28 protein-coding genes and 1 tRNA gene are annotated in these 25,031 nt (G+C 67.5%); 9 read left to right on the forward strand and 20 right to left on the reverse strand.

The window, feature by feature from the left end; translation table 11 throughout:
* Positions 1–23: 23 nt before the first annotated feature.
* Genes A6F68_RS05775 through ispG form a run of 3 tightly spaced genes read right to left on the reverse strand, consistent with a single transcriptional unit; the run spans position 24 to position 2,142 of the window.
* The gene (locus tag A6F68_RS05775) at positions 24–512 is read right to left on the reverse strand and encodes a thioredoxin family protein (RefSeq protein ID WP_067677289.1); all 489 of its coding nucleotides are present in this window, start codon (positions 510–512) and stop codon (positions 24–26) included.
* Entirely contained in the window at positions 509–994 is a 486-nt protein-coding gene (locus tag A6F68_RS05780) for a GNAT family N-acetyltransferase (protein ID WP_067677291.1), read from the reverse strand. The genes A6F68_RS05775 and A6F68_RS05780 overlap by 4 nt, the downstream gene beginning before the upstream one ends.
* Positions 995–996: 2 nt before the next feature.
* Positions 997–2,142, reverse strand: coding sequence for a flavodoxin-dependent (E)-4-hydroxy-3-methylbut-2-enyl-diphosphate synthase (gene ispG, locus A6F68_RS05785; protein WP_067677295.1), 1,146 nt, complete (start codon positions 2,140–2,142; stop codon positions 997–999).
* 70 nt (positions 2,143–2,212) lie between these two features.
* On the opposite strand from ispG, the gene A6F68_RS05790 reads away from it, so the two are divergent.
* The gene (locus tag A6F68_RS05790; protein ID WP_067677297.1) at positions 2,213–3,235 is read left to right on the forward strand and encodes a CorA family divalent cation transporter; all 1,023 of its coding nucleotides are present in this window, start codon (positions 2,213–2,215) and stop codon (positions 3,233–3,235) included.
* Between the two features lie 133 nt (positions 3,236–3,368).
* Positions 3,369–4,127: a hypothetical protein gene (locus A6F68_RS05795; RefSeq protein WP_067677299.1), complete on the forward strand. Its 759-nt coding sequence runs from the start codon at positions 3,369–3,371 to the stop codon at positions 4,125–4,127.
* A 4-nt stretch (positions 4,128–4,131) separates the two neighbouring features.
* On the opposite strand, the gene A6F68_RS05800 is transcribed toward A6F68_RS05795, so the two are convergent.
* Both A6F68_RS05800 and A6F68_RS05805 read right to left on the reverse strand, forming a co-directional pair.
* Entirely contained in the window at positions 4,132–4,650 is a 519-nt protein-coding gene (locus A6F68_RS05800) for a GNAT family N-acetyltransferase (RefSeq protein WP_067677301.1), read from the reverse strand.
* A 39-nt stretch (positions 4,651–4,689) separates the two neighbouring features.
* Positions 4,690–5,904 carry a mechanosensitive ion channel gene (locus tag A6F68_RS05805; RefSeq protein WP_232308206.1) on the reverse strand — a complete coding sequence of 405 codons (1,215 nt, stop codon included), beginning with the start codon at positions 5,902–5,904 and terminating at the stop codon, positions 4,690–4,692.
* Positions 5,905–6,044: 140 nt separating this feature from the next.
* On the opposite strand from A6F68_RS05805, the gene A6F68_RS05810 reads away from it, so the two are divergent.
* Positions 6,045–7,088 (forward strand): isoaspartyl peptidase/L-asparaginase family protein, encoded by a 1,044-nt coding sequence (locus tag A6F68_RS05810; RefSeq protein ID WP_198152692.1) that lies wholly within the window; start codon positions 6,045–6,047, stop codon positions 7,086–7,088.
* Positions 7,089–7,092: 4 nt separating this feature from the next.
* Here the strand turns inward: A6F68_RS05810 and bla are convergent, their stop codons facing one another.
* Positions 7,093–8,007 carry a class A beta-lactamase gene (bla, locus tag A6F68_RS05815; RefSeq protein WP_067677305.1) on the reverse strand — a complete coding sequence of 305 codons (915 nt, stop codon included), beginning with the start codon at positions 8,005–8,007 and terminating at the stop codon, positions 7,093–7,095.
* Positions 8,004–8,468, reverse strand: a complete 465-nt coding sequence (locus A6F68_RS05820; protein ID WP_067677307.1) for a GNAT family N-acetyltransferase — start codon at positions 8,466–8,468, stop codon at positions 8,004–8,006. The genes bla and A6F68_RS05820 overlap by 4 nt, the downstream gene beginning before the upstream one ends.
* A gap of 183 nt (positions 8,469–8,651) precedes the next feature.
* On the opposite strand from A6F68_RS05820, the gene A6F68_RS05825 reads away from it, so the two are divergent.
* Positions 8,652–9,098, forward strand: coding sequence for a hypothetical protein (locus tag A6F68_RS05825; protein ID WP_067677309.1), 447 nt, complete (start codon positions 8,652–8,654; stop codon positions 9,096–9,098).
* A 36-nt stretch (positions 9,099–9,134) separates the two neighbouring features.
* On the opposite strand, the gene A6F68_RS05830 is transcribed toward A6F68_RS05825, so the two are convergent.
* Genes A6F68_RS05830 through A6F68_RS05860 form a run of 7 tightly spaced genes read right to left on the reverse strand, consistent with a single transcriptional unit; the run spans position 9,135 to position 16,220 of the window.
* The gene (locus A6F68_RS05830; protein ID WP_067677311.1) at positions 9,135–10,058 is read right to left on the reverse strand and encodes an RDD family protein; all 924 of its coding nucleotides are present in this window, start codon (positions 10,056–10,058) and stop codon (positions 9,135–9,137) included.
* Positions 10,055–11,089: a stage II sporulation protein M gene (locus A6F68_RS05835; RefSeq protein ID WP_067677313.1), complete on the reverse strand. Its 1,035-nt coding sequence runs from the start codon at positions 11,087–11,089 to the stop codon at positions 10,055–10,057. The genes A6F68_RS05830 and A6F68_RS05835 overlap by 4 nt, the downstream gene beginning before the upstream one ends.
* Positions 11,086–12,399 (reverse strand): DUF58 domain-containing protein, encoded by a 1,314-nt coding sequence (locus A6F68_RS05840; RefSeq protein WP_067677315.1) that lies wholly within the window; start codon positions 12,397–12,399, stop codon positions 11,086–11,088. Before A6F68_RS05840 ends, A6F68_RS05835 begins: the two co-directional genes overlap by 4 nt.
* A gap of 7 nt (positions 12,400–12,406) precedes the next feature.
* The gene (locus tag A6F68_RS05845; RefSeq protein WP_067677317.1) at positions 12,407–13,369 is read right to left on the reverse strand and encodes an AAA family ATPase; all 963 of its coding nucleotides are present in this window, start codon (positions 13,367–13,369) and stop codon (positions 12,407–12,409) included.
* Positions 13,366–14,637, reverse strand: a complete 1,272-nt coding sequence (locus A6F68_RS05850) for a DUF4350 domain-containing protein (RefSeq protein ID WP_067677319.1) — start codon at positions 14,635–14,637, stop codon at positions 13,366–13,368. The genes A6F68_RS05845 and A6F68_RS05850 overlap by 4 nt, the downstream gene beginning before the upstream one ends.
* Positions 14,634–15,293, reverse strand: a complete 660-nt coding sequence (locus A6F68_RS05855; RefSeq protein WP_067677321.1) for a hypothetical protein — start codon at positions 15,291–15,293, stop codon at positions 14,634–14,636. Before A6F68_RS05855 ends, A6F68_RS05850 begins: the two co-directional genes overlap by 4 nt.
* Before the next feature lie 36 nt (positions 15,294–15,329).
* Positions 15,330–16,220 (reverse strand): prephenate dehydratase, encoded by an 891-nt coding sequence (locus A6F68_RS05860; protein ID WP_067677323.1) that lies wholly within the window; start codon positions 16,218–16,220, stop codon positions 15,330–15,332.
* Between the two features lie 168 nt (positions 16,221–16,388).
* Between A6F68_RS05860 and A6F68_RS05865 the strand changes: the two genes are divergently transcribed.
* Positions 16,389–17,078: a c-type cytochrome gene (locus A6F68_RS05865; protein ID WP_067677325.1), complete on the forward strand. Its 690-nt coding sequence runs from the start codon at positions 16,389–16,391 to the stop codon at positions 17,076–17,078.
* Positions 17,079–17,109: 31 nt separating this feature from the next.
* Here A6F68_RS05865 and A6F68_RS15370 read toward each other — a convergent pair whose 3' ends face one another.
* The 3 genes from A6F68_RS15370 to A6F68_RS05875 form a co-directional block, all read right to left on the reverse strand.
* Entirely contained in the window at positions 17,110–17,244 is a 135-nt protein-coding gene (locus A6F68_RS15370; RefSeq protein ID WP_257784461.1) for a hypothetical protein, read from the reverse strand.
* Between the two features lie 120 nt (positions 17,245–17,364).
* Positions 17,365–18,039: an RlmE family RNA methyltransferase gene (locus A6F68_RS05870; RefSeq protein WP_067677327.1), complete on the reverse strand. Its 675-nt coding sequence runs from the start codon at positions 18,037–18,039 to the stop codon at positions 17,365–17,367.
* Positions 18,036–19,202 carry a Ppx/GppA phosphatase family protein gene (locus tag A6F68_RS05875; protein ID WP_067677329.1) on the reverse strand — a complete coding sequence of 389 codons (1,167 nt, stop codon included), beginning with the start codon at positions 19,200–19,202 and terminating at the stop codon, positions 18,036–18,038. Before A6F68_RS05875 ends, A6F68_RS05870 begins: the two co-directional genes overlap by 4 nt.
* A gap of 181 nt (positions 19,203–19,383) precedes the next feature.
* Here A6F68_RS05875 and A6F68_RS05880 point away from each other — a divergent pair.
* Positions 19,384–19,457 (forward strand) — tRNA-Gln (locus A6F68_RS05880).
* Between the two features lie 65 nt (positions 19,458–19,522).
* Positions 19,523–20,395, forward strand: a complete 873-nt coding sequence (locus A6F68_RS05885) for an LOG family protein (protein ID WP_067677331.1) — start codon at positions 19,523–19,525, stop codon at positions 20,393–20,395.
* Between the two features lie 17 nt (positions 20,396–20,412).
* On the opposite strand, the gene thiD is transcribed toward A6F68_RS05885, so the two are convergent.
* The 3 genes from thiD to glmM are packed head-to-tail and all read right to left on the reverse strand — an operon-like array spanning position 20,413 to position 22,798.
* A complete protein-coding gene (gene thiD, locus A6F68_RS05890) occupies positions 20,413–21,237 on the reverse strand; it encodes a bifunctional hydroxymethylpyrimidine kinase/phosphomethylpyrimidine kinase (protein WP_067677333.1) in 825 nt (274 codons plus the stop codon).
* Complete coding sequence (locus tag A6F68_RS05895) at positions 21,234–21,461, reverse strand: DUF1272 domain-containing protein (RefSeq protein WP_067677335.1); 228 nt, start codon at positions 21,459–21,461, stop codon at positions 21,234–21,236. The genes thiD and A6F68_RS05895 overlap by 4 nt, the downstream gene beginning before the upstream one ends.
* Positions 21,461–22,798, reverse strand: coding sequence for a phosphoglucosamine mutase (gene glmM, locus A6F68_RS05900; protein ID WP_067677337.1), 1,338 nt, complete (start codon positions 22,796–22,798; stop codon positions 21,461–21,463). Before glmM ends, A6F68_RS05895 begins: the two co-directional genes overlap by 1 nt.
* A 285-nt stretch (positions 22,799–23,083) precedes the next feature.
* Between glmM and A6F68_RS05905 the strand changes: the two genes are divergently transcribed.
* Both A6F68_RS05905 and A6F68_RS05910 read left to right on the forward strand, forming a co-directional pair.
* The gene (locus A6F68_RS05905; RefSeq protein WP_067677339.1) at positions 23,084–24,364 is read left to right on the forward strand and encodes a dicarboxylate/amino acid:cation symporter; all 1,281 of its coding nucleotides are present in this window, start codon (positions 23,084–23,086) and stop codon (positions 24,362–24,364) included.
* Between the two features lie 50 nt (positions 24,365–24,414).
* Complete coding sequence (locus tag A6F68_RS05910; protein WP_067677340.1) at positions 24,415–25,026, forward strand: superoxide dismutase; 612 nt, start codon at positions 24,415–24,417, stop codon at positions 25,024–25,026.
* Positions 25,027–25,031: the final 5 nt, after the last annotated feature.

Here is a 25,031-nt window from a genome sequence, read left to right on the forward strand (position 1 = left end):
AGGTCCTTATAGCACACATCGGCCTATCCAAGCGGTGAACGGGCATGGCGTGCCAGCTCGGCGAAGATCGCGTCTTCGCTACGGCTGCCTGCGTTCCCCCACCTAGTCGCGCTGTCGGGATTGAGGAGCGTGCCGTCCGGCGCGACGATCAGCAGCGCCGGGGTCGAGGCCAACCCGTCGATGCCGAAGCCTCTGGCGATCTCGAGATTCCGTCCGTCACCGGTCTGCGGATGGCCGACGTCGATGAAGATCAGTTCGAAGCTGTCGGCCACAAGCTGCCGGAATCGCGGCGTTTCCAGCCATCCTGCGAGTGCCCGACTGTCGTGGCACCAGTTCGCGCCGAGCACGGCGAGCAGGGGCTTGCCCGATACCGCCGATCGCTCGCGGGCAGCGGCGAACGACTGCGATGCATCGATAGCTGGATCGAACAGCGATGCCTCTGGATGCGTGCCGCCCGTCGTGCTGCAGGCACCCAGTGCAAGAAGCACCGCGAGGGCGAGGGACCTCGTCATGCGTGCAAATTCGCCAATGCCGACAATGCTGCGCCGTCGACGCGCATCGTCGTCCAGTCGTCCATCGAGCGCGCCCCGAGATCGCGATAGAACGCGATCGACGGCGTGTTCCAGTCGAGTACCGACCACTCGAGACGTGCGCAGTCTCGTTCCTTTGCCAGCCGGGCGAGTTCCGCCAGCAGCGCCTTGCCAAGGCCCGCACCGCGCGCGTCGGGCCGCACGAAGAGGTCTTCGAGCCAAATCCCCGGCTTGCCCTCGAAAGTCGAGAAATTGTGAAAGAACAACGCGAAACCCTGCGCTTCTCTCGCAATTTCGCCGATCAGGACTTCCGCATAGGGACGTTCGCCGAAAAGCGTCGTCGCCAGTTCGCCTTCATCGAAGCGAACTTCGTGTGCCAGCCGCTCGTATTCTGCCAAATCCCGGATGAACGAGGCGATCAGCGGCAGATCGGCACGGGTGGCCGACCGGATCGTCAGGCCCATCGTTATTCCGCCGCCTCGACGACCTCGTTTGCTCGACCGGCGTCGCTCATACCCGCCTCGATCTCGGCCGCCTTGGCCTCGACGAGGCTGACGATGTGGTCGAGCATGTCGTCGGATTGCACGTGGTGATCGGTCACCCCGGACAGATAGACCATGTGCTTGCCCGCGCCGCCGCCGGTTATGCCGATGTCGGTTTCGCGCGCTTCGCCCGGGCCATTGACCACGCAGCCGAGGACCGACAGGCTCATCGGCGTCTTGATGTGTTCGAGCCGCTTCTCTAGCGCCTCCACCGTGCGGATCACGTCGAAACCCTGGCGGCTGCATGACGGGCACGAAACGATGCGGACGCCCCGGGTGCGCAGGCCAAGGCTCTTGAGGATTTCGAAGCCGACCTTCACTTCCTGTTCGGGCTCGGCGCTGAGCGAGACGCGTATCGTGTCGCCGATGCCCGCCCACAGCAGGTTGCCGATGCCGATGCTGCTCTTGACCGTGCCGCCGATCAGTCCGCCGGCCTCGGTGATGCCGAGGTGGAGCGGACAATCGACCGCTTCGGCCAGGCCCATGTAGGCGGCGACAGCGAGGAATACGTCGCTCGCCTTTACCGCCACCTTGAATTCGTGGAAGTCGTGGTCCTGCAGCAGCTTGATGTGGTCGAGCGCGCTTTCGACGAGCGCCTCGGGGCAGGGCTCGCCGTATTTTTCGAGCAGGTCCTTCTCGAGCGAGCCGGCGTTGACGCCGATGCGGATCGCGCAGCCGTTCGCTTTCGCGGCGCGGACGACTTCGGCAACGCGCTCGGACGAGCCGATGTTGCCTGGGTTGATTCGCAGACACGCCGCGCCCTTGTCGGCGGCTTCCAGCGCCCGCTTGTAGTGGAAATGGATGTCGGCGACGACCGGCACTTTGGCGGCGCGGGTGATCTGGTCGAAGTGCCGGGTCGCTTCCTCGGTGGGGCAGGACACCCGGATGATGTCGACGCCCGCATCCTCGCAGCGGCGGATCTGGTCGATCGTCGCGCGCACGTCCTCTGTCGGGGTGTTGGTCATCGTCTGGACGCTGATCGGCGCGTCGCCGCCAACGGGCACGTTGCCGACCATGATCTGGCGGGATTGACGGCGCGCGATGTCGCGCCAGGGTCGGATCGAGGACATGGCCGGCGATATAGGCGGCGGCGCACGAAGGGGCAATGACAGCGCGTTCGGGATGCGGCATGGAGTGCCCATGACGCCGTCACGCGACCCCACCGACGACATCTCTGCAGGCGGACCGCTCCTGTTCGGACGCGTCCTCGACGGGCAGGGCGGGGGGCACCCGATCACCTGGGAGCAGGCGCAAGGCTGGCAGCCGAACCTGCCGGGCGAGGTGCTGTGGCTGCATCTCGACCGGCGCGCGGAAGGCATGGCCGACTGGCTTCAAAGCGAACTCGGAATACCCGAACCGACTGCCGAACTGCTGACCGGGGACGCCACCCGGCCGCGCGCGTTTCGCGACGGGGAAACGCTTGCGGCCACTCTTCGAGGCATCAATTTCAACCCCGGTGCGCTGCCCGAGGACATGGTCTCGATGCAGCTGTGGAGCGACGGGAAGCGGCTGATCAGTCTGCGTCGCCTGCCGCTCCAGACCCCGCGGGATACCTTGGCGGATATCGATGCCGGAAAGGGCCCGGTCGACGCCGGGGCGCTCGTAACCCAGCTGACCGAACACCTCGTCCAGCGCATGAACAACGCGATCGTTGACATGAACGACGAGATCGACCGGCTCGAGGACCTCGACTTCGCGGTAGAAGACAACACGGCCCTGCTCACCAAGATCGCCTCAATCCGGCGCAACTGCCTCGCGCTCCAGCGTCACATGGGGCCGCAGCACGTCGCGCTCGAAGCGATAAGCCGCGACGCGCCCGAATGGTTCGAGCCGCACGACCGCCGGGAGATTGCAGAGACAATAGCCCTCCTGCGCCGGTTCCTCGACGATATCGATGTCAGCAAGGAAAGCGCGGTCGTGCTGATGGACGAACTGCGCAGCCGCGCTCTCGCGCTGTCGGAGCGGACCAACCGCCGCCTGACGCTTGTCGCGACCGTCTTTTTGCCGCTGTCCTTCCTCGTGGGGCTGTTCGGCATCAACGTCGGCGGAATGCCGTGGGCGGACATGCCGGGGCACCCCTACGGGTTCTGGATCATCGCGGGCACATGCGTATTCCTCTCCGCGTTGGTCGTCGTCCTGTTCCGGCGCTTGAAGTGGATCTGAGTTAACCCCCACGTCGCACGCTGTCCCGCTGCGGGACCGGCTATCAATCGGGTCGATAATAACGGTCCGCGTTAACCGACAGGTCCCGGGAAACCGGCTATTTCCTTCCGGCAGTTTCGAAGGACCCTAGCGGATGAACCGTGCCCTGATCGCCTGGATGTATTCGCTCGCTGGCGAAGCCCGCAGTGAAGTTCTTGCCATTCTGACGAGCCCGGCGATCCGCACGGCGATCCTTTGGCTGGGACCGTTCGTTGGGGTCATCGTCGGGCTCGACCTTGCCGCGCATTACGGAGACGCGACCGGCGCGGCCTTGCCCGCCCAGTTCTTCATCTCGCAGGATCACAGCCTTGGCGAGTGCTTCGAGTACGCGCTGACGGGTTCGAGTGCGCTGATGCTTTTCGCAATGTGGCGCCGGCTGGGCCAGACTGCCTACCTTGCGAACGCGCTTCTGATGGTCTGGCTGACGCTCGACAACCTGATGGAATTCCATGAGGAGTTCGGACACTGGGTCGCACCGTTCATTTCGCTCCCGGCCAATTCTCCGGTGCACGCCAACGATATCGGCGAAATGCTGTTTTTCGGTATGATCGGCGGGTTCTGGCTGATCGGTCTGGCGAGCGCGGTATTCGGGGCACAGGCACGGGCCGCGGTGCGCAGTCTCTACATCGCCTGCGGCATCGGCTGCGCAGCGGTTTTCGGGGTGGTCGTGGACATGATGGTCACGTGGGGTCCGCACACACTTGCCCAGACCAATTTCCAGGCCTGGCTGGAAGACGGAGGGGAATTCGCCTTCCTCAACCTGACCTTCCTGATGGTCGTCGCATTCTTCCACGTCGAGCGCATGGCCTGGCGTCAGAAGGGCGACGCCAACAGGTCGCCCGCTGCGGTCTAGGGCTTCAGAGGCGCAGTTCGTACAGGAACTCGTCGTCGCGGTGATTGCCGACCCAGAAGTCTATGTCCGCGACCTTGACGAAGCCGTACCGCTGATAGAATCGCTGGGCGCCGAAGTTCTCGCTGTAGACCGATAGCTGGATGGCGTCGCAGGAGCGCCGGCGCGCTTCGCTGATCACCTCATCCATCAGCGCCGCGCCGATGCCTTGGCCGGTCGCCGATTGCAGGCAGTAGAGCTGGTTGAGGAAGGCCGGCGACGCTGGCTTGGGTTCGGGCCGCTCCTCCATGCCCTTGCCGACCACGGTCAGGCTGTACCCGACGATCGCGCCGCCGATTTCGCAGACCGTCAGGCTCGTATCGGCGTCTTCGACCGCGGCCGCGAACCGCTCCTGCGTGCGCCATTCCGTGAAGAACTTCTCGAGATCCTCGGGCGCATAGAGATGGCCGAATGCATCCGCGAAGCTGCGCCGGCCGACCGAGACCAGCTCTTCCACATCGTTCAAGGAAGCGGGGCGCAGGATCATCTCCTGCGCCCCGTAGGCGAATTCCCATCCCGGTTGAAGTCAGACCGTGGGCGGAACGTCCGTTTTGCGCGTGCGCGCGCTCGGGCTGCGCCCGCCCGGCAGCTCGGCGTCCCATTGCTCCAGTTTGCGGCCTGCCCAGTCGCGCCCGCCGAGCCCGAAGGCCAGCGCCGCCGCCACTGCCCCGCCGATCACCAGCGCGGCGAAGAATATCCTGACGATCTCGTCGCCCACCTGCATGAAGCTGAGACCCATGAAGGTGAATACGAAGATCGTCGCGAACTTCACGATGGTGGCCGCCAGGCTCTCCTCGCCCGCGCCGCTGATCATCCGCACCAGAAGGCGCGCGATCAGGAAGCCGACCATGATCACGACCGCGCCGAAGACTACACGGCCGCCGAGCTCGAGCACCTGGTCGAGGATGGCGGTCAGCTCGGGGAAACCGAGCAACCGGGTCGCGGCGATGGCAAAGAAAAGCACGATGGCGATCTGAGTGACCCGTGCGATGACGTCGGTCGCGGTGGTGTTGTCGGGCAGCAGCTCGGTCGCGCCGATCGCCCGGTCCACGCCCAGTCCGACGAGCACCTCCTTGATCAGCGTCACGACGAACTTGCTGATGAGGTAGCCGATGCCGAGCAGCAGCGCCGCGCCGATGATCCGCGGGATCGCGTCGAAGATGAGCTGGAGCATCCCGCTCGCAGGTGCCGAGACGCTTTCGAGGTCGAGCGCGTCGAGGGCCAGGATCGATACGAAGATCACGATCAGGGCATAGACTATCGTGCCGATCGTGGTCGAAATCGCGGTGTTGCCGGTCATCGTGTCGACGCCGCCACGGTTGGCCCACTTGTCGAAGTCGACCGTCTGCAAGGCGGTGACAACAATGTCGCGCACGATGCGGGCGATCATGAGGCCGATGAAGAAGATCAGCCCGGCACCGACGAGCCGCGGCAGGAACGCCATGACGTTGTCGAGCAAGGTGTCGAGCGGGCCGACCACGTTGCCGAGGCCCAGAACGCTCAGGATCACCATCAGGCCGAACAGCCAGATCAGCAGCCCTACGATCTTGCCGAGGCTTTCTCCCAGGCTCGCACCACTCCCTGTAGCACGCCGGAAGAAGCCGACGTTGTCGACCAGTTTTGCGAATGCCCACTTGGCGGCTCGCGCCAGGAGCCAGGTCGCGACCAGGACTGCCAGAGCGAGCAGGATCTTCTGCCCGATCTCCAAGGCCAGGGCTTCGTCGAAGCGATAACTTCCCATTTGCATAACACCGCTCTCCCCTTCAGCGATAAGGCCACAAGTCTATCATGTCGTAGGGTAATTCGCGAAATCGGGCGGTGGATAAGTCGCCTTCGCGCGCAGTCGTCGACAGACCCCTTGCGGACGGCTATCCCGCCGGAATGCGGAAATCTCTCCTCGCCATCCTGGGGCTCGCCATGACATTCACGATGCCGGCCTTGGCGCACGATGCTCCTTCCAAGCCGGACTGGAGCTTTGCGATCCACGGCGGTGCGGGCGTCCTGCAGCGCGACCGCATGACACCCGAGAAGCAGGCGGAGTACCGGACCGCGCTGCAGGCTGCGCTCGACGCAGGGTCCAAGGTCCTCCGCGAGGGCGGAACGTCGATCGACGCGGTGACCGCAGCGATCACGATCCTCGAGGACGATCCCAAGTTCAACGCCGGCCGCGGGGCGGTGTTCACCTGGGAGGGGATCAACGAGCTCGACGCCTCGATCATGGACGGAAACGGGCGCAAGGCCGGTGCGATCGCAGGCGTCCATGTCGTCCGCCACCCCATCCTGCTCGCCAAGGCGGTGATGCAAGACGGACGCCACGTGCTCCTGTCGGGCAAGGGCGCCGAAGAGTTCGCGATGGACCGCGATCTGGAGATCGTCCCGCCCGAATTTTTCGCCACCGAGGAACGGCGCGAGCAGCTCGAAAGGCTTAAGGCGAAGAACCTGTCCGCGCTCGATGTCGAGTTCAAGTACGGCACCGTCGGTGCGGTTGCACGTGACAGCGCGGGCCACCTCGCGGCGGGTACTTCGACCGGAGGTATGACCGGCAAGCGGTGGGGCCGCATCGGCGACAGCCCGCTGATCGGTGCCGGCACTTATGCCGACGACGCCTCGTGCGCTGTAAGCGCGACCGGGTCGGGCGAATACTTCATCCGCGTGGCGGTCGCCCATTCGATCTGTGAGCGGGTCAAGGCCGCGCGCCGCATGACCCTGGCCGGCGAAACGCAGGACGTGCCGCTGACGACCGAAGTACTTCAGGGCATCGTCGATGGCGTGATTGCCGAGGTCGGCGAACTCGGCGGAGACGGCGGCGTCATCGTCGTCAGCCCCAGCGGAGAGCCCGTGTTCTCGATGAACACTCCGGGCATGTACCGCGGCCGGGCCACTGCCAACGGCCTCAACGAAGTGGCGATCTTCGCCGACGAGTGACCGGTCAGGTCAGCACGATCGTGTAATTGCGGCGGACCCACGTGGTAAGCGTGCGCCCGACCTCGGCAAAGGCCTCGTCGACTTTTGCGGCGGCGATCGGGGCGTCCACCGGCGACTGGTGATACACCGCGAATGCGATCGGCTCGGAAGCAGGCCCGACCACATAGCCGATATCGCCGCGGGCATAACCCATGCCCGGCCAGTTGCCGCTGTTGCCAGTCTTGTCGCCTGCTTCCCAAGTGCTCGGCACGCCTGCGCGGACTTTCGTGAGGCCGGTCGTCGCACCCGCCAGCCATTTGCGCAAACTCGCTCGCGATGGGACCGGAAGCACGCTTTCGCCCAGCAACCGCCCAATCGTGCCTGCCATCGCGGCGGGGGTGGTGGTGTTGCGCGGATCGCCTTGCGGCACGAAATTGAGCTGCGGTTCGATGTCGTCGAGGCGGCTGACATCGTCGCCGAACGCGCGCCAGAAAGCGGTGAGCGCCGCAGGGCCGCCGAGACGCGCGAGCAGCAGGTTCGCCGCGGTGTTATCCGAAGCCTCCACCGCTGCCTGCGCCAGTTCGCGCAAGGTTGCGCCGGTCGCCAGTCGCTCTTTCGCGAACGGGGCATAGGACTGAAGGTCCGCCTCGGTCCAGCGCATGACCCTGTCGGCATCGACATCGTCCGCCTTCGCCAGCAACAGCGCGGCGAGCGAGGCCTTGAATGTCGAGGCCATCGGAAAGCGTTCGCCCGCCCGGTATCCCAGCGTCAGCCGCTGGACCGGGTCGACGAACGCGACCCCCAAGCGCCCGCCGGCGGCGACCTCGATCAGCCGCAGCTTGGCCTCCAGCCTGCCGTCGGGCGCGGTATTCAGAGGCACGCAGCCGCTCGCCGCGACCGCCGCCGCGCCGACGATGATGCCCCTCCGATCGATCCTCACAGGCGCTTCTCCATGCACAGGCTGAATTCGTCGGAGACATAGTCTCCGAAGGGCGCGCATTCGGCAAATCCGTTGGCAGCGTAGAGACGATGGGCATCGGCAAACGGGGCAGGGCGGCCGGTTTCGAGCCCGAGCCAGGTCATTCCGCGCGCCTTGGCTTCGGCAATCAGATGGTCGAGCATCGCGCGGCCCGCGCCCTTGCCGCGATACGCCGGAGCGGCGCGCATCGACTTCAGCTCGCCGTGCCCGTCTCCGAGATCCTTGAGTGCACCCACCGCTGCCAGTTCGTTTCCGTCCCAGGCGGAATAGAACGTCACATCCGATGCGCGCAGTCGTTCGGCGGGCATCGCGTGAACTTTGCACGCAGGAGACCAGCGATGCATCTCGTCGAGATGCAGTTGGAGAAGTGCAAGAACCGCGGAACCGGTCAGATCATCGTGCAGGACGGAGTAACCTCGCATCGGTAAGCTATCCCTGAAAGCCGAACGAATGACCGCGGTCGGCAGACTCGACATGCCGGGAATTACCGGTAATGTGCAAGGGCTTGGGGCCGGCCCGTACAATAGGGGCTATTCGAAGGGTCGCCCGACTCCAAAGCATGCAGGAGCGCGCTTTTGCGCGGGTCGCTTTGGGGAGAATATCAGATGATGAAACTCGGACTGGCCGCCTTGGGTGCGGCTGCTTTGGTCGTTTCGGTTCCGGCCTTCGCGCAGGACGATCCGTATCCGCTCGTTGGCGGCGACTATGTCGAAGTGACCGGCATCGAACTGAGCGACGGCGCCGCGCTGCGCTATGCCCAATGGCTCGCCGGCGAGTGGCGCGCGAACGAGGACTTCTTCGTCGCGCAGGGTTGGAACACCCGCTACGAACTGCTGACCAACGAATTCCCGCGCAAGGGCGAGCCGGACATCTACATCGTCCGCTATTTCCCGAAGTTCATCGACAATGCGGAAGGCGAGAAGCGCCGTAAGATCATGATGGAACGCTACAAGCGGACCGAGCAGAAGCTGCAGGAGGAATCGGCTGGGCGTGCGACCTACCGCACCGTCGGCGGCTCGATGCTGCTGCGCAAGCAGGAATGGAAGAAGTAACCTAGCCTCTCAGGCAGGGGGAAAAGGCGGGCGGGTTCAGCCGGTGCTGAACTTGTCCGCCTTTCGCTTGCCGAAGCGCATCCCTCCCTCGAGCCGGGCGCGCAGCTGCGCGTAATAGGCTTCCAGGAACGCGCGTTCGTCGCCGGAGCCCGGATCCCACCCGATCTTTCGGCAGATCGCAGCGTGGACCGATACGATCGCTTCCGGCCGATTCTCGCGCAACACGCGTTCCAGCGTCTGGAGCTCGTGCTCGCCATAGACGGCGAGGTCCGCATCTCCGAAGCGATAGGTCGCACCGGTCGCTGCGCTGGGACCGCGTGCCGCGCCTTCGATCGAGAGCGCCTGCGCCAGCCTGGTCCGCGGCGCCTCGACCACCCAAGTGCCCGCCACAAGGTCGCCGGCCCGCAGCGAGTCGCGGTTGAAGAACGGAAACAGCGCGAAGACGAGGAGCCACACGAGCCCGGCGATCCCCGCCGAACCGGCTTCGCCGCTGGGTGCGACCAGGAGCAGGACGAGGGGAAGGAACAGCTCGATGTCGCGCAGCAGGTTTCGCGCGATCACCGCCTCCGCGGTCAACCTGCCGCCGCCTCCGGATTGCTCGGGGCGGGCGGCCACCCGGATGCCCAGGATGCGCTTGCCCGGCGTCGCTCCCCGTGGACCGAGCTCGAATGCGAGGAAGTAGCCATTCCACGCAAGGAACCAGAACAGCATCCACACGATCTGCAGGAATTCGCCTGCGCCGCCCTTCCGGCCGCCATCGTCGAGCCCTTGGAGGCCGCCCGCGACCCATGCGAAAAGCGTCGTGACCGCGATCGTCCCCAACAGCAGGATGAGGTAGTCGATGAACAGCGCCCCCGCCCTTGCGCCGCGCGTCGCGAGCACGAAGGGCAGGGCAATGCCCTCGGGTGTCACCACCGTGCGCCGACGCTTCGCATCGTATCGTGCCGATGCCGCGGTCACGATGCCTGCCCCGAGGGTCTGCGGCGGAACGCGAAGAAGTAGGCGAGCCAGCCGGCGAGCATCGCGCCGCCGATCGTCAGTCGCTCCCACGTTTCCCCCACGAGCTGGCGCGGGAACGCTTCGAGCAGCGCGGCGATAACCAGCATGAGCACGACCCCGGCCATGACCGTAGCCGCGCGTCTCCCGGCGGCGGCGGTCGCGGCCATCACCGAGCGGTCTCCGGGAAACGCCATCGCGCGCCCGACATGGAGTCCCGCCGCACCGGCGAGCAGGATCGCAAACAGTTCGGTCGTGCCGTGGACCGACAGCCAGGCGATGAAATCCAGCGTCAGATCCTGTGTCGAAAACAGCCATATCATCGCGCCGAGCGTCGCCATTTCCTTCAGCAGCAGCATCAGCGTCGGAATTCCAAAGGCGAACCCCAGTGCGAAGGCGAGGATCGCAACCCCGGCGTTGTTCTGGAAGAGGAATGCCGCGAAGCCGCTGAGGCCAGCCGCGGTCTCTTCGGTGCCGAGCGCCTTCAGCAGAACTTCGCGGCTGGCTCCCGGCACACGGGTGTCGGCGAACTGGCTCGGGACGAGGGTCCAGTACCAGTCCTCGTTCTGATGGACGAGCAGCCAGCCCGCGATGCCGCCCGCGATCATGACCGCGAGGGCAATGCATATGTCGAGCCAGATGCCGCGCACCGCGGCGCTGAGGCCTCCGCCGAGAAATTCGGCGAACCACCGGGCGAAACCCTGCCGCGGGCCGTAGACCTGGTACCAGGCCCGCTGCACGAGACCCTCAAGGTAGGCGAGGGTTGCCGCATCGAGCGACGTCTCGCGCGCGACCGACAGGCTCGATGCGGCCGTGCGGTAGAGCGCGGGAAGTGCCAGCACGTCCTCGTCCGACAGCTTGCGGAAACGCCCCTTCTCCATCTCGCCGACGATGCGTTCGAGCCGCTTCCAGTCGTCCTCGCGCGCCAGGCGAAACCGGTCCGAGCGCAGCACCGCGGCCTCGATCGCCCCTCCATCGGTGGCAAGTGCGGTCACGCGATCGCTCCCTTGCGCTTTGCGTCGAGGTAGCGGTCGATGAGGCGATATCCGATCGCGTCCCACGGCGCTTCGATCACGTCGATGCCCAGCTGGCGCAGGCGCTGGAGCACCAGCGCGCGCTGGCGGGCGAGGGTGTCCGCGGCGACCGCGGTGGCCAGCGCGTCGATCGTGGCAGGCTCTTCGCGCTGGATCGCGGCGAGTTCGCTGTCCTCGACGGTCACGAACAGGACGAGATGCTTGTCGACTAGCCGCCCGAGGCTCTCCACCATCAGCTCGGCGCTCGTCGGATCGGAGAACTCCGAGAACAGGACGATCATGCTGCGCCGCCTGAGGCGCGCCGCGAGCGTCGCCAGGGCGAGCGTGAAGTTCGGCTCCTCGGCACGGTAATCGAGCGCGGCGGCGGCCGATTGCAGGCGGTGGAATGCGCGCGTCTCACCATAGAACGGGGTCATGACTTCGGGCCGCCGGGCAAAGCCGAACAGGCTCACCCGGTCGCCGCCCTTGATCGCCACCCAGGCGGCGGTGAGCGCGGCGCTGACCGCGCGATCGATCCGCGGCAATCCCTCGACCGGCTCGCACATGGCCTGCCCGCAGTCGAAGGCGAAGACGATCTGGTTGTTGCGCTCGGCCTCGTTCTCGCGGGCATAGAGCCGCGAGTGGCGTGCGCTCGACTTCCAGTCGATCCGCCGCCGGTCCATGCCCGGCTGGTATTCGCTGAGCGCCTCGAACTGGGTGCCTTCGCCGCGGATGCGCCGGGCGACGGTGCCGAGCGAGGCGTCGCGCATGAAATGCTGAAGCGCCGGGCTGCGGACGGGCGAAAGGTCGGGCCAGATGCGCACCGCCTGGTCGAGGGAGTGCGTGGCCAGTCGCGCGCCGAGGCCGAGCGGACCGCTCCAGCGGAGCCAGACGCGCTCCAGCGGCGCCGTCCCGCGGCGCACCGGCCTGACGGTCGCTTCGCCCTGCCATGCGCCGTCGGCCGGGCCAAGCGCCATCGCGGTGCGGCCCGAGGGATCGAGGCGCGGATCGAATGCGAGAGTGGCTTCGATCGATCCGCCCGGCACGCGGCCCGCAAGGTCGACCAGCACCCGCACCACCAGCGGCTCACCCACCTCGCTGTCGGCCGGCGCGACGACCCGCCATTCGATCAGTCGTCCCGCCATCGCGCCGTCGAGCAGTACCAGCAACACAAGCACCAGCGCCGCCGCCGGGGCGACCGTCCAGGCGCCCGGGGTCGAGGCCGCGACGATCAGCGCCACCGGCGCGAACAGCGCCGCGATCCATGCCGTGCGGGCAGTGGGGACGATCACGAGGGCATCACCTCGGCGCTTCGGTCCGCTCGATCAGCTCGCCGACGAGGTCCTCGACCAGGCGCCCCTCGATCTCGGCCGGAGGGCTGAGGACGAGGCGGTGGCGTAGCACGGCGGTGGCGAGCGCCTTGACGTCGTCCGGGACAACGTAATCGCGCCCTTCGAGGGCAGCGCGGGCGCGGGCGGCTCCCGCCAGCGCGACGGCGGCGCGCGGCGATGCGCCGCTCGACAGGTCGGCGCTTTCGCGGGTGCCGCGCACGAGCCGGACGACGTAGTCGACGATCTCAGGCGCGACCGTCACCTGATCGAGCGCCGCGCCCGCGGCGTCGATCCGCGCCGCGTCGGCGACCGCCGCAATGCCGAAGTCCGAAGGGCGCGGCGGGCCCAAACGCTGGCCGAAGCGGTCGACGATCGCCGCCTCTTCCTCGGCCGTGGGGTAGGGCACCAGGAGCTTGAAGAGAAAGCGGTCGAGCTGCGCCTCTGGCAGGGGGTAGACGCCCTGGCTCTCGATCGGGTTCTGCGTCGCGACCACCATGAAGTGCGACGGCAGCGCGTGGGTTTCGCCATCGAGCGTGACGCGGCGTTCCTGCATCGCTTCGAGCAGCGCGGCCTGCGTCTTGGGCGGGGTGCGGTTGATCTCGTCCGCCAGCAGCAGGTCGCAGAAGATCGGCCCGCGGGTGAGGGTGAACTGGCTCGTCTGGAAATTGAACAGGTTCGATCCCAGGATGTCGCCGGGCAACAGGTCGGGCGTGAACTGGATGCGGCCGAAGTCGAGCCCCAGCGAAGCGGCGAAGCATTGCGCGAGCAGGGTCTTGGCGGTTCCCGGCGGCCCTTCGAGCAGCACGTGCCCTTCGGCCAGCAGGGCGACGAGCAGGTGCTCGACCACCTCCTCCTGGCCGACGACCGCCTTCGCCACCTCGCCGCGGATTGCGGAGGCCAGCGTGCGGACTTCGTCGAGCGGGATGGTCATAAGCGGGCAGTCCTTTCGAGCGTGTGGAGGGCGTGCGCGGCGCGCAGCAATTCGTTGGGTCCCCGTGCGGCCTCGAGCCGCGCGGCAAGGGTCGAGAAAGGCGCTGCGTCGGGCGCGCGCCGGGCCAGCGCGGCGTCGATCGCCCGGGGATCCGCGCTGCGCAGCCCGAATGCGTTCGCCAGACGCCGCGCGATCATCGCAGCATAGGGGGCGGCGAGCAGGTGCAGGCGCCCGCTGCGGCGCAAAAAGCCGGCGGAGTTGGCCGCGAGCTGGGTCTTGCCGAACGCGACCGCGCGTCCTTCGTGAAGCGGCGGCCCGAACCGGCCGAACGCGCGCCACGCCACGATGCCCAGCGCAAGGATCAGGCACAGCGTGGCGGCAAGGAACGGCGGAGTGAACGCCAGCGTCAGCAGGTTCCGCTGCCCGCCGAGCCCCGCCAGCGTCAGGTCGAACACGATCGGGAAATCCTCGCCTTCGCTCGCCAGGTCGACGACCCGGGCGGCGAGCTGCGCACGGTTGCGGTCGGCCATGCCCCAGTTGTTGAACAGGTCTGGCTCGAAGGCGACGGTTACCGCCCACTTCGCCTCGCACTCGTCCTCGCCGAGCGGCTCCACCCCGGCGGCGTCCTCGAGCACGGCGTAGCAACCTCGGTCGTCGGCGAACCCGACGAGGTCACGCCCGGCAGAATCGCTCACCAGCCCGACGAAGGGGCCGCCGTCGAGGCCCAAGACCTTCCCGCGATCGGGCAGCGCGCCGGCAAGGCCAAGCCCTTGCCAGTCCGCCGGACCGCCTTTCAGCGCCTCGACCTTGACTGCCATCTCGAGCTGGTCCTCGAGGTCCTTGGCAAAGCCCGGTGCGCCGGCACCCGCAAGGCGGACCCAGCCTTTCTTCGCGTCCTTGGTGCCGCCCGGCAGCGGCAAGGCATACCACTTGGGGAGGATGACGAGAGTCGGGCCGGCGTAGCGCCGCTTGCCGATGGCTTCGGCAAGGTCGTCGGCATCGGTCCATGGGGTCGGCGTGAGCACCAGCAGGACCTCGTCGTCGAGCCGGCCCGGGTTCCGCGATCGCTCGACCTCGTACCCCTGTCGCTCGAGCAAGTCGGCGAGGCCCGCGTATCCCGCCAGACCATGACCCGCCGCGTGCGCCTCCCCGTTGTCCGGACCCGAGCCGGTATCGCCCTGGCCGATGAACCAGAGCATCGCGAGAAAGGCGAGCGCGCCCACCACGAGGACGCCGAGGACCGTGCGGGGGTTGAACGCGCCGTTCACGGCTGGGCTCGTGCGATCGGCGCGAGCGCGAACTCGGCATAGGCGGCGCGGGCGGCCTGCCAGTCGTCAACGCCCAGCGCTCGCAGGGCGAACAGGCTCCGTTCGACACGGGCAGCGATCACCCCGAACGCGGTCCGGGCGCCTTCGGGCAGCGCGGCGATCGTCGACAGCTCGCGCGCGGTCGTCGCCGGTTCGACGAGGTCGGGACGCGCCTCGGCGATCTGGCCGACGCTTCGCTGTAAAAGGAGATGGGTCGCTTCGTCGTAGCGGCCCTCGGCCGCGAGCCGGTCGGCGTCCTCGAGCAGCGCGAGCGCCGCCGCGGCCTCGGGCGTCCATCCGGCGTCGTCGATCTCGGCGCGCCTTTGCGGCCGCCAGCCGAGGGCCGGCGCGACCATGCGCCATACCAGCAGCAGCGCGAGCGCAATGCCGATCGCCAGCAGCACCCACTTGAAGACCGGCCAGCTCATGCCGAATGCGCGGCCGACGGGTTCGAGCATTTCGCCGAGCCATCGGAAAAGCGCTTCGAGCCACCCAGGCGGCTCCGGCGGCTTCTCCGGTCGGACGGGGAGGGGAGCGAACTGGATGGTATCGTCGGCGCGCACGGCTTCCCACGCCTTGCCTGCGTCCGCGATGTCCCCTGCGCCCGTGCTTGTCACATCGCCCGTGGTGGCACGCCACTCATTACTGCGCAACTAACCCCGCGCGCGTTCCTGCGGGTATGTGCCGAGCATGCGCAATTCCTTGCAATGAAACGCCAGTTCCTCGAGCGCGCGGTCGACGGCAGGCTCGCCCGGGGCGCCGATGATGTCGGCATAGAACATCGTCGCCGAAAAGCTCGCGCCCGCCTGGTAGCTTTCGAGCTTGGTCATGTTGACCCCGTTGGTCGCGAACCCTCCCAGCGCCTTGTAGAGCGCGGCCGGCACGTTCTTCACCTCGAACACGAAGGTGGTGATCGCGGTCCGACCGATCGTGGCGGGGTCCAGCGCCTCGGCTGCGAGGAGAAGGAACCGGGTGGTGTTGTCGGCCGCATCCTCGACGTCGCTCTCCACGATCTTCAGGCCGTAGAGCTCGGCGGCAAGGGGCGGGGCGATGGCCGCGATGGCCGCCTCGCCGCGCTCGGCAACGTGGGCTGCCGCGCCGGCGGTGTCAGCATAGCTGAGCGGCACGATGCCCCGCTCGCGCAAGTAGCGGCGCGACTGACCCAGCGCCTGGGGGTGGCTGTACGCGGCCTCGAACGGGCCCTCGGACAGCGCCATCAGGGCGTGGTTGATGCGCAGGAAGTGTTCGGCGACGATCTTGAGGCCGCTTTCGGGGAGCAGGAAATGAATGTCCGCCACGCGGCCGTGCTGGCTGTTCTCGATCGGGATCGCCGCACAGCCCGCGCGGCCAGCCTTCACCGCGTCGATCGCGTCCTCGAACGAGAAGCACGGCAGCGGGAGGCAACCGGGCACCATCTCCAGCGCGGCGCGGTGCGAGTTCGCGCCGGGCGCTCCGGCGAAGGCGACCGCGCGTGCGGGGTCCTCGGCGGCCGACGCCTGCATCGCTTCGACCATCGCGCGCGCGGGGGCGGGGAAACTGCTCATCTCGCGGCGGCGCGTAGCCGGGGGCCCATCGAGCCGCAAGCGGCCATCCGGCGAAAGTGACACATTCACGGGGAGTGGGAGCGTCAGGGCACTTGCGCGCGGGGGCGGCGCTGACTAGAGCGCGGCGCAAACCCGCACGTCCAATCCTAATCGCGGATCACTGCACGCATGCAAGATCGTTTCAACACCGCCGCTGGCTGGGTCCTGTTCTCCGGCATCATCGCGCTCGGCCTTTCGAGCGTGAGCGCGAAGTACTTCCAGGCCGACAAGCCCCACCGTCCGCACGAGATGGGCTATCCCATCGAAGGCGTCGAGGAAGAGGGCGTCGGCGGGGAATCGGGTCCGGATCTCGCGACGCTGCTCGCCTCGGGCGACGTGGCTGCGGGCGAGAAGGCCGCGCAGGGCCGCTGCGGCACCTGCCACACCTTCGACCAGGGCGGTGCTGCCAAGCAGGGTCCGAACCTCTACGCAGTGCTCGGAACCCCGATCGGCAAGCACGCTGCCGGCTTTGCCTATTCAAGCGCGCTCTCCGGCCACGGCGGCGAGTGGACTTACGAGAACATGGATGCCTGGCTGAAGAGCCCGAAGGCATTCGCCGCGGGAACGAAGATGAGCTTCGCCGGCCTGTCGAACGCGCAGGATCGTGCCAACATCATCCTCTACATGAAGCAGCAGGGCGGCGGCCCGGCCTTGCCGACCCCCGCCGCGGCCCCTGCGGCCGAAGATGCGGAAGCGGCCGCAGCCGGCGATCCGACGGCGGCGGCAGGTCCGGCGGCGACGGCAGGCGCGGATGCGGCAGGCGCGGTCGCAGCCCCCGCGGGCGAAGGCCCTGCGAAGAGCACCGTTCCGGTTCAGTGATGTCGGGCGCGCTCGGGCGCGCCCATCGGTATCAAGCCCGGCGCGAATGGCCACGCATGATGCGTCGGCGCTCGAGGACCCGCGATCGCCAGACCATGGTGCCGACCGCAAGGGCGATCGCGATCGCGGCGATGATCGCGTAGGCGACGACTAAACGCATTTCCATTGTGCGACTCCTGGGCTCGTTGTCGCTCAGTCGTCCGCAGCAGCCCACCATGACGCGCGCGACGAAGCTTCACCCCGAAATGGAGGTGGCCCTTTGAACCGCCCAACGGTTGGCATGCTCTCAGGTTCCCTTGAACCCCTGCGCGATGACGTACCATTCGCTCGAGTCCTTGCGACTGGCAGGGGGCTTGGCATGCTTTACGGAGCGGAAATGCTTCTTGAGCAGCGCGAGGATGTCCGCGTCGGTGCCGCCGGCAAAGACTTTGGCGACGAAGGCGCCGCCCGGCTCCAGGTTCTCGACCGCAAACCAGGCTGCCGCTTCGACGAGGCCCATCGTGCGCAGGTGGTCGGTTGCCTTGTGGCCCACCGTGTTGGCCGCCATGTCCGACAGCACGAGGTCGGCCTGTCCGCCGAGCGCCTCGACCAGCGCGGCGGGGGCGGCGTCGGCCATGAAATCCATCTCGAGGAAGGTGGCGCCCTCGAGCGGTTCGGTGGGCAGAAGGTCGATGCCGACGACCGCGGCCTGCGGGCGCTTCTTGCGCACGACTTGCGCCCAGCCGCCCGGCGCCACGCCGAGATCGACCACGCGCTTCGCGCCCTTCAGGATGCCGAACTTCTCATCGAGCTCGATCAGCTTATAGGCCGCGCGGCTGCGATAGCCCTCGGCCTTGGCCTGGCGGACGTAGGGATCGTTGAGCTGGCGCGACAGCCAGCGGTTCGAGGATGCGGTGCGACCGCGCGCGGTCTTCACCCGCTTGCCGGGATCCTTGCCCGACCGGCCTCCCGACCGGGTCATTGGCTGCGAATCGGTGTGAGGCTGCCCGCCATCAGGCTGCGCAGGATACCTTCGCGGATGCCGCGGTCGGCCACGCCGAGCTTCTCGGCCGGCCAGATGTCGAGGATCGATTCGAGGATGGCGCAACCCGCCACCACGAGGTCGGCGCGGTCGTTGCCGATGCACGGCAGTTGCCGGCGATCCTCCGGCGCCATCGTGGAAAGCCGCACGCTGATGTCGCGCATCGAGGCGGCGGGGACGATCAGGCCGTCGACCGCGCGGCGGTCGTATTGCGGTAACTCGAGGTGCAGGCTGGCGAGCGTCGTGACCGTTCCGCTGGTGCCGAGAAGGCGGATATCCTCGGCGCGCGACGCGCCGACGACGCGCTCGGCAAACGGGGCGAAGCTGTCCGACACCAGCATCCGCATGCGATTGTAGCGCTCGAGACGATCGGCCTCCGAAGACCCTTCGCCCCGGCCCACGGTATCGGTCAGCGAGACGACGCCCCAGGGCACGCTCGCCCAGTCGATGATTCGCGGCACCCGCTCGCCCGGTTCGATCAGGACGAGTTCGGTCGACCCGCCGCCGATATCGAAGATGACCGCGGGACCGTGCCCCTGTTCCAGCAGGATGTGGCACCCGAGCACGGCGAGTCGCGCCTCTTCCTGCGCGGAGATGATGTCGAGCGCGATGCCGGTCTCGGCCCGCACCCGGTCGATGAACGCGGCGCCGTTCGCGGCACGCCGGCACGCTTCGGTCGCCACCGAGCGGGCAAGGAACACGTTCCGGCGGCGCAGTTTCTCGGCGCAGACCTGCAGTGCACCGAGCGCGCGGTCCATCGCCTCATCGCTAAGACGGCCGCTGGCAGCCAGTCCCTCGCCGAGGCGAACCACGCGGCTGAAGGCATCGATGACGGTGAAGTGCTCGCCTTCGGGGCGGGCGATCAGCAGGCGGCAGTTGTTGGTGCCCAGGTCGAGCGCGGCATAGGCCTGGCGGCGCGTGCTGCGATCCCCCTGGGGGATGACCTGCGCGACGCTTTTCGGCGCTGCACCGTTGCTCGGGGGAGTGGACTGCGAGGGACGCTTGTAGCGGAAATCGGCTACCTTGCCGGACGATCTGCCCCTTTTGCCGCCTGTCTTCCTTCCCGAATTCTTGTTCGTGTCCGGCGGAAATAGACCCGCCATTACAATACTTTCTGTTCCTCCCGCGCCGCTCGACCCGAAGCGGAGCAGGGACCTGGCGCCGATGCTAGCGATGAGCGGCGCGAACGGCAAGCACCGCGAGGCCGCGCGCCCTTGACCGGGCGCGCAAGCGAAACTAAGTGCGCCCCCTCGCGAGGCGGCACGCCGCCTTCGCCGCCGGTGATGCCCCGTCCTCTAATGGTAAGAGAGCGGACTCTGACTCCGTCAATCAAGGTTCGAATCCTTGCGGGGCATCCAGCGCTGGCAGTCCTGCCCTCCCCAGACCATTGTGCGCCGTGCGCGGCGCGCCTATCGGACGTCCAATGACCGAACGAGAAGAGCGCGATCTTTCCCATCGCAAGTTTTACCGCGCCGAGCAGGAAGCGGCGTTCTCCGAAAAGAGCACGCCCGACACGCCGCAGACCCGCCATCCGGCCTACCGGCTGGCGTTCCAGGATACCGATTTCCTGCTGCGCGAGGAATTGCGGCCCGTGCGCTTCCAGCTCGAGCTCCTGAAGCCCGAGATGCTGCTCGACGAGGCCGGCGTGGGTTCGACGCTGGTGATGTACGGCTCTGCCCGCATTCCTTCGCCCGACCACGCCGAAGCGCTGGTCAAGAACGCGAACGAGGAGAACAAGGTCGTCGCCGAGCGGCTCGCGGCCAAGGCCAAATATTACGACGAGGCCTACAAGCTCGCCCGGATGGTCAGCGAACGCGCGATCGTCGAGGACGGAAAGCGCCAGTTCGTGATCTGCTCGGGCGGCGGGCCGTCGATCATGGAGGCGGCCAACAAGGGCGCAAGCGATGCCGGGGCCGAATCGATCGGGCTCAACATCGTGCTTCCGCACGAGCAGGCGCCGAATCGTTTCGTCACGCCGTATCTCAGCTTCCAGTTCCACTACTTCGCGCTGCGCAAGATGCACTTCCTGCTGCGCGCCAAGGCGGTCGCCGTGTTCCCCGGCGGTTTCGGCACGTTCGACGAGTTCTTCGAGCTGCTGACCCTGATCCAGACCGGCAAGATCCGCCCGATGCCGATCCTGCTGTTCGGCAAGGACTTCTGGACCCGGATCATCGACTGGGAGGCCTTCGCCGAAGAAGGGACGATCTCGAAGACGGATCTCGACCTGTTCCGCTGGTGCGAGACTGCCGACGAGGCCTGGGGCCACATCAAGGCATTCTACGACCTCGGCGACTAGGGGCCGAACCCCGGCGGTCAGTCGAGGCCGCGCACCGCCTGGTGGCCGAGCGGCCCTCCGCCCCGTCCGAAACCGGGTGCGGCCGCGATGGCGCGGCGCACGAACTGCCGGGCGAGCCTGACCGAATGCTCGAGCGGCAGGCCGTGGCCGAGCAGGGTCGCGATCGCGGACGACAGCGTACAGCCCGTGCCGTGGGTATGGACCGTAGCGATCCGCGGGTCGGCGAATTGCGCGAATTCCCCGTCGGGCATCATCAGCAGGTCGACGATGCGATCGTCACCTTCGTCGTCCGACGGGGCGTGACCGCCCTTGGCGAGGACCGCGCAGCCGTACTGCTGGGCCAGGGCGAGGGACGCCGCTGCGATTTCGTCGCGATCGGGCAGGGTGCGTCCCGCGAGGTGCTCGAGTTCGGGAAAATTGGGCGTGATCACCGTCGCCAGCGGGAACAGGCGTTCCTTCAGCGCGGCAATCGCCTCGGGCGCGATCAGCGCCGCGCCGGAAGTGGCGATCATCACCGGATCGAGCACCACCCGCGCGCCTTCGGGCAGGGCATCGAGCGCGCCGGCGATCCCCTCGATGATCTCGAGGTCATGGACCATGCCGACCTTGATCGCGTCAGCGCCGATATCGGACAGGCACGAGCGGATCTGCTCGGCCACCACGTCGCCGCTCATCGGCGCGATGGCCTGCACGCCGACGGTGTTCTGCGCGGTCACCGTGGTGATCGCGGTCATCGCATATCCGCCGAGCATGGCGATGGTCTTGATGTCGGCCTGGATGCCCGCGCCGCCCGAACTGTCGGATCCGGCGATGGCGAGGATGCGGGGCGGAGTCCTCGTCACCCGCGGAACTTCCGCTCCGTCGACGACGGGTATTTCGCCTGCAGGGCCTTCGCCCGGGTCGGCCGGTCCATCAGCTCGCCCCCGCAGTTGGGGCAGCGATCGTCGAGCGCGTCGGCGCATTCCGCGCAGAAGGTGCATTCGAAGCTGCAGATGAACGCGCCGGGCGCCTCGGCCGGCAGGTCGGTTCCGCAGCGTTCGCAGTCTGGGCGCATTTCGAGCGGCATCAGGCGGCGCTCCTCACGGCATCGCAGATGGTGTCGACCACCCGCTCGACCTGGCCCGCGTCGTCGCCCTCGGCCATGACGCGGATCAGCGGTTCGGTGCCCGAAGCGCGGATGACGAGCCGCCCCTTGCCGGAAAGCTCGGCTTCCGCGTCGGCGATGGCCGCCTTGACCGCGGCGTGTTCCAGCGGCTTTCCGCCGGAGTAGCGGACGTTCTTGAGAAGCTGCGGCACGGGGTCGAACTGGTGCAGGAGTTCGCTCGCGCGCTTGCCCGAGCGCACGAGGCTGGCGAGCACGCGCAGCGCCGCGACCGTGCCGTCGCCGGTGGTGCCGTGGTCGAGCAGGATCATGTGGCCCGACTGCTCGCCGCCGACGTTGAAGCCGCCTTCGCGCATCCGCTCCAGCACATAGCGATCGCCGACCGCAGTGCGCTCAAGGGTAAGGCCGTTCGCCTGCAGGTGCCGTTCGAGGCCGAGGTTGGACATCACCGTCGCCACCACGCCGCCGCCGCGCAGCGAGCCGCGCTCCTTCATGCGCAAGGCGATCAGCGCCATGATCTGGTCGCCGTCGACCGTCTGGCCCTTTTCGTCGACCACGATCAGCCGGTCGGCGTCGCCATCGAGCGCGATGCCGATATCCGCGCCTTCCTCGACCACCTTGGCCTTGATCGCCGCCAGCGAAGTCGAGCCGACGTCGCGGTTGATGTTGGTGCCGTTGGGCGAAACGCCGAGCGGGATGACCTTGGCGCCCAGTTCCCATATCGCCGACGGCGCGGCCTGGTAGGCGGCCCCGTTGGCGCAATCGACCACGACCTTGAGGTCGTCGAAGCGGATGTCGTTCGCAACGCACTGCTTGACCGCGTGAATATAACGCCCGCGGGCATCGTCGATGCGGCGGGCGCGGCCGACTTCCGCAGCGTCGGCGAGCACCGGGTCCTCGTCGATCAGCGCCTCGATCGCCAGCTCGTCCTCGTCGGACAGCTTGAAGCCGTCCGGGCCGAACAGCTTGATGCCGTTGTCCTCGTAGGGGTTGTGGCTCGCGCTGATCATCACGCCCACGTCGGCGCGCAGTTCGCGGGTGAGTAGCGCGATGGCGGGGGTGGGCAGGGGGCCGGTCATCACCACGTCCATCCCGACGCTGGTGAACCCGGCGACGAGCGCGTTCTCGAGCATGTAGCCCGACAGGCGGGTGTCCTTGCCGATGACCACGCGGTGGCGGTGGCTGCCGCGCAGGAAATGGCGGCCCGCGGCCTGGCCGACCTTCATCGCGGTGGCGGCGGTCATCACCCCGGCGTTGGTGCGCCCGCGTATGCCGTCGGTACCGAAGAACTTGCGTGCCATGTCGTTATGCGAACCTCGTATCGTCTCGCCCAGCGCAATGGCGCGGGGAGGGCGCGATGTCACTAGTGAGGAGGCTGTCCTACACGCATTCGGCTCGCTATGGCATCGGGACCGTTGGGTCGACTGATGGGCCCGGGACGGCGAGGGAGCGAGAATGCAAGGTCACGAATCCAACCCCGGTTTTCTCGATAAGTGTCTCCTGTCATGGATTAAACAGGATCCGCGGCGTTTCGCGAAATCGGTGTTTCGGTGTGACACCGCCGCGTTCGCGAAAGGATCGCGCTGATGCAGGAAAGCCTTGGCGAAGCAGCCGGCGCGCGCACCGAGCGCCAGCTGGTAACGGTGCGCATTCCCGCCGGCTGGACGCTCGCGGGGCTGATCGCGGGGCTGCTGACCGGGATCGTCATGGCGCGCACGAGCGCCCTCGAAGAGGTTCTCGCGGTGACCGCACCGGTCGGTGCGCTGTGGCTGCGCGCGCTGCAGGCGACGATCGTGCCGCTGGTCGCGGGCTTGCTGGTGATCGGCATCGCCCAGATGGCGATGGCGGCGCGGGCCGGGGCGACGGCGCGGCGGATGCTCCTGATCGTCGCGGGGGTGCTCGCCTTTTCGGGGCTGATGAGCGCATTCCTGACCCCGCTGCTGCTCGAGCTGTTCCCGCCGCCCGCCGCGGCCGCGGGCGTGCTTTCGGCGGGCGGTGAGGCGCAGGAGGTTCCGGGCCTTGCCGCTTTCGTGGAATCGCTCGTCGCCTCGAACGTCGTGAAGGCCGCAGCGGAGACCGCGATGCTGCCGTTGACGCTGTTCTTCGCCGCCTTCGCGGTGGCGGTGTCGAAACTGCCCGACGAACAGCGCACGACGCTGCTGGGCGTCTTCCGCGCGCTCGCCAACGCCATGCTGCTGATCATCGGCTGGGTGCTGTGGGTGGCGCCGGTCGGCGTCTTCGCGCTGGCGGTGGGGGTGGGCGCGGCCAGCGGCGGCGCGGCCTTCGCAACGCTCGCGCACTACATCCTGATCGTCGTGGCGGTCGGCTCGGTGATCTTCGTCGGCGGGTACCTGCTGGCGTGGCTCGGCGGAGGAATTTCGCCGCTGCGTTTCGGCAAGGCCCTGATTCCGGCGCAGACCGTGGCGCTTTCCACCCAGAGCTCGCTGGCCAGCCTCCCGGCCATGCTGGTGAGCGCGCGCAAGCTCGACCTGCGCGAGGAAACCGCCGAATTCGTCCTGCCGCTGGCAGTCGCGATCTTCCGCGCGACGAGCCCGGCGATGAACATGGCCGTGGCGATCTACGTCGCGCACCTGGCCGGGGTGGAGCTGTCCGCCCTGACGCTGGTGGCGGGCGCGGCGGTCGCGTTCATCATCGCGATCGGCTCGGTCAGCCTGCCGGGGACGATCAGCTTCGTGATCTCGGTCGGCCCGATCGCGCTGGCGATGGGCGTGCCGATCGGCCCGCTCGCGCTGCTGGTCGCCGTCGAGATGATGCCCGACCTCATGCGCACACTGGGCAACGTCACCGCCGACGTCGGCCTCGCGGCCGCGGTCGATCGAAAAAGGGCGGGCGACACGCAACCGTAGCGCGCCTCAAGCATTGGACTCCATGAACAGCCTGTTCATTGGAGTACATCATGCCCTTCGAAGTCACGCCGCTGCCCTATTCCGACACCGCGCTCGCCCCGGCGATCTCGGCCGAAACGCTGAGCTACCACCACGGCAAGCATCACAAGGCGTATATCGACAAAACCAACGCCGCGATCGAGGGCACCGACATGGCCGATGCCACGCTCGAGGAAGTGATCGCCAAGGCGCGCGGGTCCAACCAGGGTCTTTTCAACAACTCGGCACAGAGCTGGAACCACGGTTTCTACTGGCACTCGCTGTGCGAGCACCCCGGTCACCTCGGCGACGAACTCAAGACGATGGTCGATGATGCCTTCGGCTCGCTCGACGGGCTGAAGAAAGAGCTCAAGGAAAAGGGTGCAGGCCACTTCGCCAGCGGCTGGGTGTGGCTCGTCGAGAAGGGCGGCAAGCTCGAGATCGGCGAAACCCACGATGGCGACACGATGGCCGACCAGGACTGCAATCCGCTTCTGGTGATCGACCTGTGGGAGCACGCCTACTATCTCGACCACCAGAATGCGCGTCCGGCCTATCTCGACGCGGTCGTCGACGGAAAGCTTAACTGGGGCTTCGCGGCCGAGAACCTGACGCGCGGATCTACCTGGCAGTATCCTGGTTGATCGGG

Origin of the sequence: Tsuneonella dongtanensis (assembly GCF_001698205.1) — a bacterium.
Taxonomy (GTDB): Bacteria; Pseudomonadota; Alphaproteobacteria; order Sphingomonadales; family Sphingomonadaceae; genus Tsuneonella; species Tsuneonella dongtanensis.

What these genes read in the sequence shown, in the direction of transcription:
- A6F68_RS05775 (WP_067677289.1), bottom strand. Translation starts at nt 512, where the DNA reads ATGACGAGGTCCCTCGCCCTCGCGGTGCTTCTTGCACTGGGTGCCTGC.
- A6F68_RS05780 (WP_067677291.1), bottom strand. Translation starts at nt 994, where the DNA reads ATGGGCCTGACGATCCGGTCGGCCACCCGTGCCGATCTGCCGCTGATC.
- ispG (WP_067677295.1), bottom strand. Translation starts at nt 2,142, where the DNA reads ATGTCCTCGATCCGACCCTGGCGCGACATCGCGCGCCGTCAATCCCGC.
- A6F68_RS05790 (WP_067677297.1), top strand. Translation starts at nt 2,213, where the DNA reads ATGACGCCGTCACGCGACCCCACCGACGACATCTCTGCAGGCGGACCG.
- A6F68_RS05795 (WP_067677299.1), top strand. Translation starts at nt 3,369, where the DNA reads ATGAACCGTGCCCTGATCGCCTGGATGTATTCGCTCGCTGGCGAAGCC.
- A6F68_RS05800 (WP_067677301.1), bottom strand. Translation starts at nt 4,650, where the DNA reads ATGATCCTGCGCCCCGCTTCCTTGAACGATGTGGAAGAGCTGGTCTCG.
- A6F68_RS05805 (WP_232308206.1), bottom strand. Translation starts at nt 5,904, where the DNA reads ATGGGAAGTTATCGCTTCGACGAAGCCCTGGCCTTGGAGATCGGGCAG.
- A6F68_RS05810 (WP_198152692.1), top strand. Translation starts at nt 6,045, where the DNA reads ATGCGGAAATCTCTCCTCGCCATCCTGGGGCTCGCCATGACATTCACG.
- A6F68_RS05820 (WP_067677307.1), bottom strand. Translation starts at nt 8,468, where the DNA reads ATGCGAGGTTACTCCGTCCTGCACGATGATCTGACCGGTTCCGCGGTT.
- A6F68_RS05825 (WP_067677309.1), top strand. Translation starts at nt 8,652, where the DNA reads ATGATGAAACTCGGACTGGCCGCCTTGGGTGCGGCTGCTTTGGTCGTT.
- A6F68_RS05845 (WP_067677317.1), bottom strand. Translation starts at nt 13,369, where the DNA reads ATGACCATCCCGCTCGACGAAGTCCGCACGCTGGCCTCCGCAATCCGC.
- A6F68_RS05860 (WP_067677323.1), bottom strand. Translation starts at nt 16,220, where the DNA reads ATGAGCAGTTTCCCCGCCCCCGCGCGCGCGATGGTCGAAGCGATGCAG.
- A6F68_RS05865 (WP_067677325.1), top strand. Translation starts at nt 16,389, where the DNA reads ATGCAAGATCGTTTCAACACCGCCGCTGGCTGGGTCCTGTTCTCCGGC.
- A6F68_RS15370 (WP_257784461.1), bottom strand. Translation starts at nt 17,244, where the DNA reads ATGGAAATGCGTTTAGTCGTCGCCTACGCGATCATCGCCGCGATCGCG.
- A6F68_RS05870 (WP_067677327.1), bottom strand. Translation starts at nt 18,039, where the DNA reads ATGACCCGGTCGGGAGGCCGGTCGGGCAAGGATCCCGGCAAGCGGGTG.
- A6F68_RS05875 (WP_067677329.1), bottom strand. Translation starts at nt 19,202, where the DNA reads ATGGCGGGTCTATTTCCGCCGGACACGAACAAGAATTCGGGAAGGAAG.
- A6F68_RS05885 (WP_067677331.1), top strand. Translation starts at nt 19,523, where the DNA reads ATGACCGAACGAGAAGAGCGCGATCTTTCCCATCGCAAGTTTTACCGC.
- A6F68_RS05895 (WP_067677335.1), bottom strand. Translation starts at nt 21,461, where the DNA reads ATGCCGCTCGAAATGCGCCCAGACTGCGAACGCTGCGGAACCGACCTG.
- glmM (WP_067677337.1), bottom strand. Translation starts at nt 22,798, where the DNA reads ATGGCACGCAAGTTCTTCGGTACCGACGGCATACGCGGGCGCACCAAC.
- A6F68_RS05905 (WP_067677339.1), top strand. Translation starts at nt 23,084, where the DNA reads ATGCAGGAAAGCCTTGGCGAAGCAGCCGGCGCGCGCACCGAGCGCCAG.
- A6F68_RS05910 (WP_067677340.1), top strand. Translation starts at nt 24,415, where the DNA reads ATGCCCTTCGAAGTCACGCCGCTGCCCTATTCCGACACCGCGCTCGCC.